At 67.1% G+C, this 14226-nt stretch carries 10 protein-coding genes; 7 read left to right on the forward strand and 3 right to left on the reverse strand.

The window, feature by feature from the left end; all coding sequences use genetic code 11:
- Nucleotides 1-53: 53 nt before the first annotated feature.
- Complete coding sequence (cydB, locus tag JJJ14_RS04915; RefSeq protein WP_201444829.1) at nucleotides 54-1187, reverse strand: cytochrome d ubiquinol oxidase subunit II; 1134 nt, start codon at nucleotides 1185-1187, stop codon at nucleotides 54-56.
- Between the two features lie 21 nt (nucleotides 1188-1208).
- Nucleotides 1209-2768: a cytochrome ubiquinol oxidase subunit I gene (locus JJJ14_RS04920; RefSeq protein ID WP_201444830.1), complete on the reverse strand. Its 1560-nt coding sequence runs from the start codon at nucleotides 2766-2768 to the stop codon at nucleotides 1209-1211.
- Nucleotides 2769-3389: 621 nt separating this feature from the next.
- Here JJJ14_RS04920 and JJJ14_RS04925 point away from each other — a divergent pair.
- The 5 genes from JJJ14_RS04925 (at nucleotide 3390) to proB (ending at nucleotide 10346) form a co-directional block, all read left to right on the forward strand.
- On the forward strand, nucleotides 3390-6647 hold the full coding sequence (locus tag JJJ14_RS04925; RefSeq protein ID WP_201444831.1) for an Rne/Rng family ribonuclease: 3258 nt from the start codon (nucleotides 3390-3392) through the stop codon (nucleotides 6645-6647).
- A 176-nt stretch (nucleotides 6648-6823) separates the two neighbouring features.
- Nucleotides 6824-7144: a 50S ribosomal protein L21 gene (gene rplU, locus JJJ14_RS04930; protein WP_004565174.1), complete on the forward strand. Its 321-nt coding sequence runs from the start codon at nucleotides 6824-6826 to the stop codon at nucleotides 7142-7144.
- A 69-nt stretch (nucleotides 7145-7213) separates the two neighbouring features.
- A complete protein-coding gene (rpmA, locus tag JJJ14_RS04935) occupies nucleotides 7214-7471 on the forward strand; it encodes a 50S ribosomal protein L27 (RefSeq protein ID WP_003785909.1) in 258 nt (85 codons plus the stop codon).
- 86 nt (nucleotides 7472-7557) lie between these two features.
- Nucleotides 7558-9165 (forward strand): GTPase ObgE, encoded by a 1608-nt coding sequence (obgE, locus tag JJJ14_RS04940; RefSeq protein ID WP_201444832.1) that lies wholly within the window; start codon nucleotides 7558-7560, stop codon nucleotides 9163-9165.
- Between the two features lie 11 nt (nucleotides 9166-9176).
- On the forward strand, nucleotides 9177-10346 hold the full coding sequence (gene proB, locus JJJ14_RS04945) for a glutamate 5-kinase (RefSeq protein ID WP_201444833.1): 1170 nt from the start codon (nucleotides 9177-9179) through the stop codon (nucleotides 10344-10346).
- 620 nt (nucleotides 10347-10966) lie between these two features.
- On the opposite strand, the gene JJJ14_RS04950 is transcribed toward proB, so the two are convergent.
- Nucleotides 10967-12121: an AAA family ATPase gene (locus tag JJJ14_RS04950; RefSeq protein ID WP_201444834.1), complete on the reverse strand. Its 1155-nt coding sequence runs from the start codon at nucleotides 12119-12121 to the stop codon at nucleotides 10967-10969.
- A 104-nt stretch (nucleotides 12122-12225) separates the two neighbouring features.
- Here JJJ14_RS04950 and JJJ14_RS04955 point away from each other — a divergent pair, with 104 nt between their 5' ends.
- Entirely contained in the window at nucleotides 12226-13521 is a 1296-nt protein-coding gene (locus JJJ14_RS04955; protein ID WP_201444835.1) for a glutamate-5-semialdehyde dehydrogenase, read from the forward strand.
- A gap of 183 nt (nucleotides 13522-13704) precedes the next feature.
- On the forward strand, nucleotides 13705-14202 hold the full coding sequence (locus tag JJJ14_RS04960; RefSeq protein ID WP_201444836.1) for a ubiquitin carboxyl-hydrolase: 498 nt from the start codon (nucleotides 13705-13707) through the stop codon (nucleotides 14200-14202).
- Nucleotides 14203-14226 lie beyond the last annotated feature (24 nt).

The following is a 14226-nucleotide window of genomic DNA, read 5'->3' on the forward strand; positions in this document are numbered from 1 at the left end:
GGGGAGTAGGTCCAAGGGCCCGGAGACCCCCGGCCGATGCGTCGCGCTGTCCGTCAGTACCCGAAGTGCGCCTCGGGCTGGGTCGAGTCGCGCACCAGCGTGGGGTGCAGCCCGCCCTCGTCGGGATTGATGCTCTCAACGTTGATGCGCGAGGCGAAGACCTTGTAGCTCCAGATCGTGTAGGCCAGGACCCCGGGGACGAACACCGCCGCGGCGACGCTCATGATGAGCAGGGTCGTGTCGGCGCTCGCGGCCTGCTGGATCGTCAGCGAGTAGGCCGGGTCCACCGAGGAGCGCATGACGTTGGGGGCCATCGCGGCGAAGATGAAGACGACGGCGAAGGCGATCCCCACGAAGTGCAGGGCGAAGGCCCGGCCCTCCTTCCCAGTGCGTCCCATGAGCAGGGAGCCGATGAGTCCGGCGGCGGCGACGACCAGCGGAATCCAGGACAGGGCGCTGCTCGAGTAGGCCAGCTGCGCCCACAGGGCCCAGGCGGCGGTGACCACGGTGGCCACCGGGGCGAGGCGGCGTGACATCCCCAGCGCGCGCTGCGACAGGTCGCCGGTGGTCTTGAGGGCCACGAAGAGCGCACCGTGGTTGAGGAAGAGCAGGCAGGTGACGACGCCTCCCAGCAGGGTGAAGGGAGTCACCATGGTGAGCAGGCCCCCGGTGATCTGGTGGGCGGCACCGGGCACCAGGGAGTCGGCCGGCACCTGGGCGGCCGGGACGACGGCGCCGTTGGAGATTTGGACGACCTCGATGTGCATGCCCTGAACCAGGTTCGCGAAGGCCACGCCCCACAGGATGGAGGGCAGCCAGGCGCTGATCGTGTGGACCCAGTCCCAGCGGTCGCGCCAGGTCTGGGAGTTGACCTTGGGGCGCCACTCGATGGCGCACACGCGCACGATGAGGCACAGCAGAATGATGAACAGGACGATGTAGGCCCCGGAGAACAGGGTGGAGTACCACTCGGGGAAGGCGGCGAAGGTCGCCCCGCCGGCAGTCAGCAGCCACACCTCGTTACCGTCCCAGTGGGGGCCGATCGTGGCCAGCGTCGCACGCCGCTCGCGCTCGTCGCGGCCCAGGATCTTCAGGATCATGCCGACGCCGAAGTCGAAGCCCTCCAGGGTGAGGTAGCCGATCCACAGGACGGCGATGAGGATGAACCAGAGGATGCTCAGTGTCATGGGTTTTCTACCTTCCTCGGCTCAGTAGGCGAAGGACAGGGCCGGGGCGGCCTCGGAGGAGTCAACGGAATCATCGCCGGAGTCCGTGTCCTTGCCATCCCGGTCCGTCTGCTTGGACTTCTCAGTCTTGTCCGGCACCGGGGTGCGCACCCCTTCACGGATGTAGCGGCGCAGCAGCACGAACCAGACCACGCCGAGCGCGGCATACAGCAGGGTGAAGATGACCATGGAGGCCAGCACCGTGCCCGAGGAGACCACGGAGGAGACGCCGTCGGCGGTGAGCATGTAGACCTGGGAGACCGGATCGGACAGGTTGGGGACGATGACCCAGGGCTGACGGCCCATCTCACGGAAGATCCACCCGAAGGAGCAGGCGATGAAGGGCAGCCACATGGTTGCCAGTGCCGCCTTGCCCAGAAGCGGGCGGGAGATGAGCCTGTTGGAGCGGGTCAGCCACAGGGCCAGGGCCCCCAGGCCCATGGAGGCCATGCCCAGCCCGATCATGAGGCGGAAGGACCAGAAGTTGACCATGATGTTGGGGCTGTAGTCGACGGCGTTGCCGCGCGCATCGGTGGTGCCGTACTGCTTGGCGTAGGTGTCGCCGGCCTCCTTGAGCCCAGTGAGCTTGGCGTTGAAGTCGTTGGTGGCCATGAAGGAGTAGACACCGGGAACCGAGATGAACCGGACCATGCCGTCCTCGTTCTTGCAGTCCCCGAAGGCGGCCACGGTGAAGGGGGCTCCGGCCTCGGTGTGGCACAGACCCTCGGCAGCGGCCATCTTGGCCGGCTGGTACTCGGCGACCAGCTGACCCTGCATGTGGCCCGTGCCGGCGGTGACCAGACCCGCGGCCACCATGGTGATGGCCCCGAAACGGGCGACCCGCCGCCACAGCTCACGCGCCTCGAAGTCCTGCTTGGCCTGGGCGGCCTTGACCATCCACCACACGGACACGCCCATGACGACGGCCGCGGCCACCAGCAGAGCCGAGGAGATGACGTGCAGCACGGTGGCCCACACCAGCTCGTTGGACAGGAGCTTGAGGAAGCCGCTCACCCCGTCGAGCTCGGCGCGCCCCGTCTTGGGGTTGACGACGGCGCCCACCGGGTGCTGCATCCAGGAGTTGGCGGTGAGGATGAAGAAGGCGGAGAAGTTCGTGCCGGCGGCCACAGCCCACATGCACAGGTTGTGCAGCCTGGGAGACAGACGGTCCCATCCGAAGATCCACAGGCCCAGGAAGACGGACTCCATGAAGAAGGCCAGCAGGGCCTCGAAGGCGAGGGGGGCGCCGAAGATGTTGCCGACGAACCTGGAGTACTCCGACCAGTTCATGCCGAACTGGAACTCCTGAACGATGCCGGTGGCCACGCCGAGCGCGAAGTTGATGAGCAGGATCTTGCCGAAGAACTTGGTAGCCACGAGCCACTGCTGGTTACCGGTCCTGCGCCACAGCGTCTCCATGAGAGCCACCAGAGGGGACAGCCCGATGGTCAGCGGAACCAGGATGAAGTGGTAGACAGTGGTGATACCGAACTGCCAGCGCGCTAGATCCAGAGAGTCCAGCGCCATAGGAGAGATGGCCATCCGCGCCACCTTTCGGAGATGGTGATGAGATCGATAGGTTTCTCTGTAGATCGTCCTACAGGTCAATAGGAGCATTATAAGGCAACCATGACGTCATGTCGTGAAACGTGTGGCGTGTGAAGGTGTCGCAGTATGCGGTCCGACCGGTTCTTTTCTTGTGGGTGCCTCGCTGACGAGGCGATGTCGCGGCGCTTTATCGGGCAAGCGGTGCAGGTGTGGTTGTCGCAGAACGGGGATGAAAGTCCGTGACACGTTGGTAGGGCTTGCTGCGTGTCTGGTCGAGGGGTGGGTGCCTGCTGGGGGCGTGATGAGGGCAACGTGAACGCAGATCGAGGGCGCCATGAGTCGCACAAGCGCATCTCGGCGTTTGTGTGGGATACTTCGAGTCGGCGTCGGGTGCCTCGTACCAGTACCTGAAGCCGCGCCTTACGACCGTCCCTGTCCGAGGACCTTGCGCCGCCTGAGATGCGCCGCTGCGAGCCCGGTCTGAGTGGACGTCAGGTGAGGCGTGCGCCCTCGCGGGTGCGCTCAAGACTTTTTCGCTGCTCCCGCTAGGGGGCACAACCGCGTTGACGCGTCGAGGGTACGGCGACGGCGTCGGCCCCGGAGAGTGCAAGCCCCATGGCACGTCGCACCACATCAGAATCAACAGAATCCTTCGAGCACGGCGACGGTGAGGCCGTGAGCTCCCCGGCTCCGCGCCGCCGCCGCAGGGTCACCGCGGCCGCGGCCGCCCCCGCACAGGCCCCCGTTGCCGAGCAGCCCGGTTCGGCGGGGAGCTCGGAGACCGTCACCACCTCCGGCCTTGAGGAACCCGGTGTGCAGCAGGCCCCGGCAGCTCCTGTGGCTGAGCCGGTCCCGCCGCGTCGGCGCCGGAAGGTTGTCGCGGCCTCCGCCGCTCCTGAGGAGGCTCCCGCCGCCGAGGCCCGTGTCGCCGACGATCCTGACGAGCCGGGCGTGACCGAGGATGCATCGAGCGGCGAAGCCGCGCAGGAGGATCTCGAGGACCAGGTCGAGGGGGCGGCTGAGATCGACGAGACCGACGACGAGGAAGCCGACCAGCCCCACGAAGGCGACGAGCCCGCCGGCACGAACCTCGATGAGGAGGAGGACCTCCAGGTCCCCCGGCTTCCTGCCGCCTCGCTCCTGTTCCAGGCCCCCGACCCCAGCCGGGCCCGTCGGCGTCGTCGGGTCACCGCGGCGAGCGCCGCTCCCCAGGAGGCGCCGACCGCCTCGCGTCACCAGGGAGCCAAGGACGAGGCGGATGAGGGGGGCGCTGACGCGCGGACCGGTGCCCAGGGACATGACGATGATGCTGAGTCCGAGTCCTCCCGTGCCGACCGCAGTGGTGGTCGCGGCCGTCGGCGTCGGCGGGCTGCCGCCGGTACCGGGACCCCGCAGGAGCGCCGCGAGGACTCCTCCCACGACGGGGCTGACGCCGAGCCCGCCGAGGTCTCAGAGGACGATGGCACTGACAGTGCTGACGGGACCGATGAGGCCCGGGCCGATTCTTCGGAGGACGCCCACGAGGGCGGGGCCCGCCGCAAGCGGCGCCGTGGCGGGCGCGGTCGGCGCTCGCGCTCGCGGGGTGAGGACCCGACGCGCGCCGATGCCGATGATGAGTCGCAGGCCGCGGAGGATGACAGCGCCGATGAGACTCCCTCGCGTGAGACCTCCTCCGATGCCGCTGCAGAGAGCGCCACGAGTACCGTGTCCGGATCGCGCCGCCGGCGACGTCGCTCCCGTACCCGCTCGGACAGTGGTGACCTGCGTGACGAGGTGACCGCCCTCAAGGGGTCCACCCGCCTGGAGGCCAAACGTCAGCGCCGCCGCGAGGGCAGGGCGGCCGGGCGCCGTCGTCCCATCGTCACTGAGGCCGAGTTCCTGGCCCGTCGCGAGTCCGTGGACCGGCAGATGATCGTGCGCGAGTCCGACGGTCTCAACCAGATCGCCGTCCTGGAGGACGGGCTCCTCGTGGAGCACTACGTCTCCCGGCACACCCAGACTTCCATGGTCGGCAATGTCTACGTCGGCCGGGTTCAGAACGTCCTGCCCTCCATGGAGGCCGCCTTCGTGGATCTGGGCAAGGGGCGCAACGCCGTCCTCTACGCCGGCGAGGTCAACTGGGACGCCGCCGGCCTGGAGGGCAGGCCCCGCCGTATCGAGGACGCCCTCTCCAGCGGCGACACCGTCCTGGTCCAGGTCACCAAGGACCCCATCGGCCACAAGGGCGCCCGGCTCACCAGCCAGATCACCCTGGCGGGCCGATACCTGGTCCTGGTCCCCGGCGGCACCATGACAGGTATCTCGCGCAAGCTGCCGGATACCGAGCGCAGCCGCCTGAAGAAGATCCTCAAGCGGATCGTGCCCGACTCGGCCGGAGTCATCGTGCGTACCGCCGCGGAGGGGGCCACCCAGGAGCAGCTGACCGCCGACGTCGAGCGCCTCGTGGCCCAGTGGGAGGCCATCGACAAGAAGGCGTCCTCCGTCATGAAGGGCAGCGGCAAGGCCCCCGTCCTGCTCAAGGGTGAGCCCGAGCTCGCCGTGAGAGTCATCCGCGACGTCTTCAACGAGGACTTCCGCAAGCTCGTCGTCTCCGGGGACAACACCTGGTCCACGATCTCGCAGTACATCGACGAGGTCAGCCCGGATCTGTCCGAGCGCCTCGAGCACTGGGTCGGGCCCGAGGACGTCTTCGCCGCCCACCGCGTCGACGAGCAGCTCGCCAAGGGCTTCGACCGCAAGGTCTGGCTCCCCAGCGGCGGCACCCTGGTCATCGACCGCACCGAGGCGATGACCGTCATCGACGTCAATACCGGGCGCTTCACCGGCGCGGGGGGCACGCTGGAGGAGACCGTCACCCGCAACAACCTGGAGGCCGCCGAGGAGATCGTCCGCCAGCTGCGCCTGCGCGACATCGGCGGCATGGTCGTCATCGACTTCGTCGACATGGTCCTGGAGTCCAACCGGGACCTCGTGCTGCGCCGGCTCGTGGAGTGCCTGGGGCGCGACCGGACACGCCACCAGGTCACCGAGGTCACCTCGCTGGGACTGGTCCAGATGACCCGCAAACGGGTGGGGCAGGGCCTGGTCGAGGCCTTCTCCACCACCTGCGAGCACTGCAAGGGCCGGGGCTTCATCGTTCACGACGAGCCCGTGGAGAACCAGCAGGTCGACATGTCGGCCTCCGCCTCACGCGGCGGCGGACGCTCGCGCGGACGCAAGAACCGTGAGGAGCAGGCTACCGGCGGGGGCAAGAAGGAGACCAAGCAGGATTCCCAGGAGACCAAGGGCTCCAAGGGCTCCGGTCGCGGCAAGGCATCGGCAGGGCGCGACGTCGCCGCATCGCCCGAGTCCGGAGTAGACGACGAGGCCCGGGCGGCAGTGCGAGGCGCTCTGGCCCAGATCGCGGCCGCCGCCGAGCAGGCTCACAAGGACAGCCAGCAGGAGGGGCAGGAGTCTCATGAGGATCAGGGGGCCGTTGAGGCCCCGGAGGCCGGCGTGAGTGACACCGCCGACGCTGCGGCGCAGACCGTGGAGAACGGGCAGCCCGCCGATGGCCAGGATGCTTCGGATGTCCCGGTCGAGGACAAGCCGGTCAGGAGCCGGTCGAGGAAGGCGGCTGACAAGAAGCCGGCGAAGAAGTCCAGTGAGAAGAAGAGCGACAAGGTGGACAAGAAGTCGGGGAGGAAGACCGGCAAGAAGGCCGAGAAGAAGGCTGCCGCGACCTCCGAGGACCCCGTTGAGCCGCAGCCCGGCGAGGCGCCGTCGGAGCCGGCTGAGGACAAGCCGGCGAGGAGGACACGACGGCGGGCCACGGCCAAGAGCGCCGCGCCCTCACCGGAGAATTCTTCAGACACCCCGGAGGAGTCGGCCTGACGACGTCTCCGTGCCCAAGAACACAGGGGGCGGGGCGGATCGGAGGTTGGTGCTGGCGACATGATCGCCTAGAGTTATCTGCCGGTGCTTCTTGCGCCATTGCCCAGACAGGGCCCTCCCGGCGAGGCCGATCCCGGTCTTGCAGCGAGTGAGAGCCTTTCGAAGAATCTACAGAGATGAGCATTCAAGTGGTCTACGCGATCGTCAAGGCCGGCGGCCGTCAGGAGAAGGTCTCCGTCGGCGACGTCGTGGTTGTCGACAAGCTTGCTGGTGAGATCGGCGACGAGGTCACCCTCGCCCCCGTCATGCTGGTGGACGGCGACAAGGTGACCACCTCTGCCGCCGATCTGGCCAAGTCCTCCGTCACCGCCGAGATCATCGGCGACGAGAAGGGCCCCAAGATCAACATCCTCAAGTTCAAGAACAAGACCGGCTTCCGCAAGCGCCAGGGCCACCGCGCTCAGCTGACGGCCGTCAAGGTCACCGCCATCAAGTGACCGCCCCGGCGTCAGCCAGTACGCGGGCATCCTGAACGCACACGCTCGAGAAGAAAGAAGCCTTCAACCATGGCACACAAGAAGGGTCTTGGTTCCTCCCGTAACGGCCGCGACTCCAACGCGCAGCGCCTCGGCGTCAAGCGCTTCGGCGGCCAGTTCGTCAAGGCCGGCGAGATCATCGTCCGCCAGCGCGGCACCCACTTCCACCCGGGCCGTAACGTCGGCCGCGGCAACGACGACACCCTGTTCGCCACCGCCGCCGGTAACGTCGAGTTCGGTACCTTCCGCGGTCGCCGGGTCGTCAACGTCGTGCTCCCCGAGGCCTGAGCCCCGAGCACATCACCACGTCGCGAGAGGGCGGACGGCACCTGCCGTCCGCCCTCTCGCGCTATCCCGGACTCACAGGAGACCCCATGCCCAGCTTCATTGACCGAGTGGTCCTCCACGTGGCCGGCGGCGACGGCGGCAACGGTTGCACCTCCGTGCACCGTGAGAAGTTCAAGCCCCTGGCCGGGCCCGACGGCGGCGACGGCGGTCATGGCGGTGACGTCGTCCTGACGGTCGACCCCCGGGTGACGACCCTGCTGAGCTACCACCGCTCCCCGCACCAGCGGGCCGGCAACGGCACCCCCGGCATGGGGGACTGGCGCCGCGGTACCGACGGCAAGAACCTCCTCCTGCCCGTTCCCGAGGGCACCGTCGTCAAGGACTCGCGCGGTCAGGTCATCGCCGACCTCGTGGGGGAGGGCACCAGCGTCGTCGTCGCCCAGGGCGGCACCGGCGGGCGCGGCAACTTCTCCCTGGCCTCCTCTAAGCGCAAGGCCCCCGGCTTTCACCTCCTGGGAGAGCCCGGTCAGGCGCAGGACATCACCTTGGAGCTCAAGACCATCGCCGACGTCGCCCTGGTGGGCTACCCCAGTGCCGGCAAGTCCTCCCTCATCGCCGCCATGAGCGCCGCCCGCCCCAAGATCGCCGACTACCCCTTCACGACCCTCGTCCCCAACCTCGGGGTCGTCGAGGCCGGCGACGTGCGCTACACCATCGCCGACGTCCCCGGACTCATCCCCGGAGCCTCCCAGGGCAAAGGTCTGGGACTTGACTTCTTGCGGCACATTGAGCGCTGCGCCGTCATCGTCCACGTCCTGGACTGCGCCACCCTCGAGCCGGGGCGCGACCCCCTCTCCGACCTGGACACCATTGAGGCCGAGCTCGCTGCCTACTCCGAGCGCCTCGGCGAGCAGGAGGACAACCCCTCCCTCACCGGCCGGGTCCCCCTCATGGAGCGCCCCCGCATCGTGGTGCTCAACAAGGTCGATGTCCCCGACGCCGCGGAGCTCGCCGAGTTCGTGCGCGCCGACATCGAGGCCCGGGGACTGCCTGTCCACATCATTTCCGCGGTCGCGCACACGGGGCTGCGCCCCCTGTCCTTCGCCCTGGCCAGTGAGGTCGAGCGGGCACGGAAGGCCGCTCCGGCGACTCCCCGGAGCGACGGCGAGCCCGGTGCGACTGACGGTTCGGGTGAGTCGCGCCCCGTCATCCGGCCCGCGGCGGTCGGGCGGCGGGAGAAGGAGAGCATCGCCCAGGTGCGTCTGCTGGCCCATCCCAGCGAGGGGCAGGTCTACCAGGTCCGCGGGCAGCGCCCCGAGCGCTGGGTGCGTCAGACCGACTTCACCAATGACGAGGCCGTCGGCTACCTCGCCGACCGCCTGGCCGCGGCCGGGGTCGAGGACGAGCTTGTCAAGGCCGGCGCCCACGCCGGCGACACCGTCCTCATCGGCGAGGTCGATGGGGGAGTGCTCTTCACCTGGGAGCCCACGATGACCACCGGGCCCGAGTTGCTGGGCGCCAGAGGCACCGACCTGCGCCTGGAGACCAGTCGGCGTCGGACCAACGTGGAGCGGCGCAGCCAGTACCACGAGATGATGGATGCCAAGGAGGCCGCGCGCCAGCAGCTGCGCGACGAGGCCGCCGAGGGGCTGTGGACCGATGCCGCCTCCTGGCACGGGGACGACGAGGACTGAGGCGTGAACCCATGACTCCAGCAGCAACCGGTGCCGACTTAGACCACGGACAGGAGCGCCCGGAACGCCTGCCTGAGGGGGCCCGCGTCGTGGTCAAGGTCGGCTCCTCCTCCCTGACACGCGCCGACGGCGGGCTCGACCTCAACCGCATCGACATCCTCGCCGGCCTCATCGCCGGTATGCGCAGTCGCGGCCACGATGTCGTCCTGGTCTCCTCCGGGGCCGTCGCCTCAGGGCTGGTGCCCCTGGGGCTGAGCCGGCGCCCCGACGAGCTCAGCCTCCTGCAGGCGGCCGCCTCCGTGGGACAGGGGCGGCTCGCCGCCCGCTGGGAGACCGCGATGAGCGCCTATGGACTGGTGACCGCCCAGGTCCTCCTGACCGCCCACGACGTCGCCATCCGCAGCCACTACCGCACGGTGCGCGCCACCTTCGACTCCCTGCTCTCACTGGGAGCCGTCCCCATCATCAACGAGAACGACGCGGTGGCCACCAGCGAGTTCAGCCTCGGCGACAACGACCGCCTCGCCGCCCTCGTGGCCCACCTGGTGACCGCCGACGTCCTGGTGCTACTCACCGACGTCGACGGCCTGTGGACCGCGCGCCCCGGAACCCCCGGCGCCACTCCCATCCGCCACGTGTGCTCCTCGGCGGACCTGGCGGGGGTCAGTGTCTCCGGGCGCGGTTCCTTCGTGGGAACCGGCGGCATGACCACCAAGCTCCAGGCCGCCACCATCGCCTGCGCCTCGGGCACCACCACCCTCATCGCCCGGGCCGACGACGCCGCAGCGCTCCTGGGCCAGGAACAGGTTCCCACCGACCTGGGCACCTGGTTCGAGCCCACCGGTCCCCACCGCCCCAGCCGCCGGCTGTGGATGGCCCACGCCTCCCAGCCCGACGGGCGCGTTCTCATCGACGCCGGGGCGGCCCGGGCCCTGACCGTGGGGAAGAAGTCGCTCCTGCTGCCGGGCCTGACCGGCCTCGACGGCGACTTCGAGTCGGGTTCCGTCGTCGACGTCGTCGGCCCCGAGGGCGTCCTGGCCCGGGGGATATGCCGCTACGCCGCAGCCGAGCTGCGCGAGGTCCTGGCGGCCCGGGCCGAGGGCTCCCCCGCCCCCGACCACGTGGCTCCCGTGATCCACCGCGACGATCTGGCTGAGCTGCCCCGCATCGCTGGAGTCTGAAAGTTCTTCTACCGCGTTAATAGGAATGAACGCATTTCCTCTAAACGCACAAGAGCACGATGAAGACTCGGACTGTTCTGAGCAGCTGCGGCTACATCCCAGTAGTCCTCTGCGAATTTGTTGATCTGAGAGACATACAATGGGCCGGCGCTTCCGTCGGGATGGACTAGGTCACTGCGGATATCACGATTGCGTGACTTGCTGCATAGTGCGAGCAAAGTACGTTTAGCGTGTGGCAGAAGCTCGGTGTCGGCGGGGACGGTCTTCGCTGCAATTTTGAAGTACTGCGAGAATGACTGGGGGTCAGCCATGAGCCACCCCTCCGTCATTGGGTGGACAATGCGCAGCAAAAATGCTGGGTTGGCTGTATCTGATTTCGTTAGTCGTCTGCGAAGTCTCACTGGGCATTTTGCGTCAGAATCGCGAAAAACTACCCAAGGGTTGGATGGTGAGGTTCTTGATAGGCTTTGAATAAGTTTGTCAATGTTGCCTGAGCCGTTCCTGGGAACAATTTGGGCCAGAGAGAGACCGGAGTGCCTAATTATCCTTTTGGCCATCCCTTGGTCTGATTGTCCCTCGACGGCTACCTTGACGTACGGTGTCAACATGCTGGTGCACCTTCAGCGACCTGAAGAGTCGACGAGTCCCTGCAACTCCTCTGGTGCAATGAGGCCATTAATAGCGTCTGAAACAGGGAGGCCGATTTCGATGTCTTCTATTGCATTGCTGATGCTTGAAAGCAGATTCGCGGTCGTTCCGTCGTCAGTAACTTGCAGAACGAGTATCTCCTTCGGATTGATTCCCTCCTCGTCGAGGAGCTCTGGAGCGTGGGTGGATAATACGATTTGAAGGTCGTTGGAACGCTGTGCCATGGCGAACATGGAAGGAAGAACTTTGACAATAGCCGAGTTGAGTGACAGCTCGGGCTCCTCTAGAAGGAGAACTCCGGCATTGCTCGGTGCTTTGATGATGGTCCAGAGGAGGCCGATAAGGCGTAAAGTTCCGTCCGAGAAATCTGTTTCATACTGCGTTGAGGGGGTGGACCGCCAGTTCCTGTAGCCAGCTTTGAGGTGGGGGGTTCCTGAGGGATCCACCTCGATCTCAAGAGACTCGAACTCGGGAACGGCTGCTTGCAGGGCTCGTTGCATTCGCCTCATCCATGCGTCCCTCGTGCGTTTGGGGGTGGCGTTCATTTGAGCGATGAAGTCTCTCCCGAACGGGTCTTGGGGGGTGGCGTTGATTCGCCCGGGATCTCGAATGATCTGTGGCACCAAGTGGAAATACTGGACCTTGCTGAAGTAGTCTGCTATTTCTCGGAAATCCTGATTTGCTGCGATCTGCTCAAGGTGTGTTTGTGTGAGGCGCTCTTTGTCGGAATTGTCCACGGAGTCGGGGCGTCTGAGTATTGTTATCCCGTTTTTTTCAACAAGTTCTTCGTCGACGATCGGCCGATTGAGTCCTCCTGATTCCCCCTTGATGGACAAGCGGTACCTCCAGGAAGTGTCGCCGTCGACAAGGTCGACATCTATGATGAGCCTTCCTTTTCGGAAGTTTCGGGAGAACAGGCTGCGTACTTTGCTGAGGCCGCCTCGGCTGGAAATTGCGCTGGCGAGACCTCCTCCAGGTGCAGCGACGTCACCTAGAAATCGGAAGAGGTCGAGTAGGTTGGATTTTCCGGCCGCGTTGGGGCCGACAATAAATAGTCTGCGTTCAAGGTCGAAGTCTATTGTTTTGAAGTTTCGCCAGTTGTTCGCCGAAATGTGGGTTATCTTCACGGAAGATTTTCTCCCATCGAATGGGTGGTGTCTAAGAGGGTTCAACTAGTCTATCGCTTCAACTTCACTTTTGCTAGATTGTGTTCTTCTTCTAAGGTGTCCCCATGAACGACGTTGAGGCCCATGAGCTCGTCACCGCAACCGCCCGCTCCGCCCGCGTGGCGCAACGGAGCCTGGCCAGGGCCCCGCGCGCCGTCAAGGACGCCGCCCTGGAGGCCATGGCCCACAGCCTCACCGAGCACGGCGAAGCGATCCTCGCGGCCAACGCCGCCGACCTGGAGCGCGAACGCCGGGCAGGGATGAAGGCCGGTCTCCTCGACCGCCTGGCCCTGGACAGTGGGCGGCTGTCGGCCATCGCCGACTCCCTGCGCGAGGTGGCCGCCCTGCCCGACCCCGTGGGCCAGGTCGTTGACGGCTCGGTCATGCCCAACGGGCTGCGAGTGCGCCGGGTACGGGTGCCACTGGGCGTCGTCGGCATGATCTACGAGGCCCGCCCCAACGTCACCGTCGACACCGCTGCCCTGGCCGTCAAGTCCGGCAACGCCATCATCCTGCGCGGGGGCAGTGCCGCCCAGGGCTCCAACGCCGCCATCGTCGCGGCCTTGCGCAGCGCCCTGGAGGCGCAGGGACTGCCCGCAGATCTCGTCACCAGCGTCGATGCCGCCGGTCGGGACGGGGCCCGCGCCCTCATGCGCGCCCACGGACTGGTCGACGCCCTGGTGCCTCGGGGAGGGGCCGGGCTCATCCGCACCGTCGTCGAGCAGTCCACCGTGCCTGTCATCGAGACCGGATCGGGCAACTGCCACGTCTACGTCGACGCCAGCGCTGACCTGGAGGCCGCGGTGGACATCATCGTCAACGCCAAGACCCAGCGCGTCGGCGTGTGCAACGCCGCCGAGACGCTCCTGGTCCACGCCGACGTCGCCGCCACCTACCTGCCGGCTGCCGCCCGCGCCCTGTGGGACAAGGACACCGTCCTGCACGCCGACCCCACCGCCCACCGGATCCTGACCGAGGCTGTGACGACCGCTGGACGTGATGTCCTCCTGACCCAGGCCACTGAGGCCGACTGGGACACCGAGTACGGCTCGTTGGACCTGGCCGTGCGCGTCGTGAAGAGCCTGGAGGAGGCCATCGACCACATCCGCGCCCACACCACCGGACACACCGAGGCGGTCCTCGCCCAGGACGTGAGCGTCATCAATGACTTCATCGCCGGCATGGACTCGGCGGCCGTCATGGTCAACGCCTCGACCCGCTTCACCGACGGCGGACAGCTGGGGCTGGGAGCCGAGCTGGGCATCTCCACCCAGAAGCTCCACGCCCGCGGCCCCATGGGATTGAGCGAGCTGACGACGACGACCTGGATCGTCGAGGGAGACGGCCACATCCGTCCCTGACCCCTCGCACCCGCGAGTGATACCGGGCGCCGCGGAGTTGTGCTGATTGCGACAAGCCCGCGGATCAGTTCTGTGATTCTCCCGGTGCTGTGCTCCAGTGCTTTGTCATCTCATTCGTGTTACGGTCGACAAAAGTCGGGCAGGTCCCGTCAAGCCAGAGCCGGGCAGAAGGGGGACGCTGGAATGGCGAGTCTGCTGCATCGTTTCGGACGTGGCCGCGTCGTAGCCACCACCGTTGTCATCGTGACCGCGGGTCTCCTGCTCGCAGTCACCCGCATGGTCTTTTCCCACCCCGCCGAGTCCGCCAAGGAGCCGGGAATCGTCCTGACAGCAACCCCACGGGTCACCTCGTCCCAGTCCTCTGTGACGGCCACGCAGAGCTCGACTGCCGGCGGCGGTGCCAGCTCCACCCAGCACGAGTCCGGCGGCTCCGCGGCGGACTCCTGGACCTCATCGGACTCCTCGACGCAGGGCCACGCGCCTCAGGCGGTGGAGCCCGACCCGCCTGTCGCCGTCGACCACGGCCATCGCCAGCCGGCCCCCGCCGCACCGGCTGCCCCGGCCGGGACCGCCGCACCGGCAGCCCCCGGACGCACCGAGGTGGACGATGATGACGACGACAAGAAGCCGGCCAGGAACGGTGTGAAGGAAGCCGATGACGACGACCGCGACGATGACTGAGCGGACGGCTGACGAGACGGCCGG

The sequence above is a fragment of the Actinomyces sp. HMT 175 genome, assembly GCF_016694895.1.
Lineage (GTDB): Bacteria > Actinomycetota > Actinomycetes > Actinomycetales > Actinomycetaceae > Actinomyces > Actinomyces oris.

Coding starts and splice junctions, on each gene's coding strand:
- cydB (WP_201444829.1), bottom strand. CDS start 1,187: ATGACACTGAGCATCCTCTGGTTCATCCTCATCGCCGTCCTGTGGATC.
- JJJ14_RS04920 (WP_201444830.1), bottom strand. CDS start 2,768: ATGGCCATCTCTCCTATGGCGCTGGACTCTCTGGATCTAGCGCGCTGG.
- JJJ14_RS04925 (WP_201444831.1), top strand. CDS start 3,390: ATGGCACGTCGCACCACATCAGAATCAACAGAATCCTTCGAGCACGGC.
- rplU (WP_004565174.1), top strand. CDS start 6,824: ATGAGCATTCAAGTGGTCTACGCGATCGTCAAGGCCGGCGGCCGTCAG.
- rpmA (WP_003785909.1), top strand. CDS start 7,214: ATGGCACACAAGAAGGGTCTTGGTTCCTCCCGTAACGGCCGCGACTCC.
- obgE (WP_201444832.1), top strand. CDS start 7,558: ATGCCCAGCTTCATTGACCGAGTGGTCCTCCACGTGGCCGGCGGCGAC.
- proB (WP_201444833.1), top strand. CDS start 9,177: ATGACTCCAGCAGCAACCGGTGCCGACTTAGACCACGGACAGGAGCGC.
- JJJ14_RS04955 (WP_201444835.1), top strand. CDS start 12,226: ATGAACGACGTTGAGGCCCATGAGCTCGTCACCGCAACCGCCCGCTCC.
- JJJ14_RS04960 (WP_201444836.1), top strand. CDS start 13,705: ATGGCGAGTCTGCTGCATCGTTTCGGACGTGGCCGCGTCGTAGCCACC.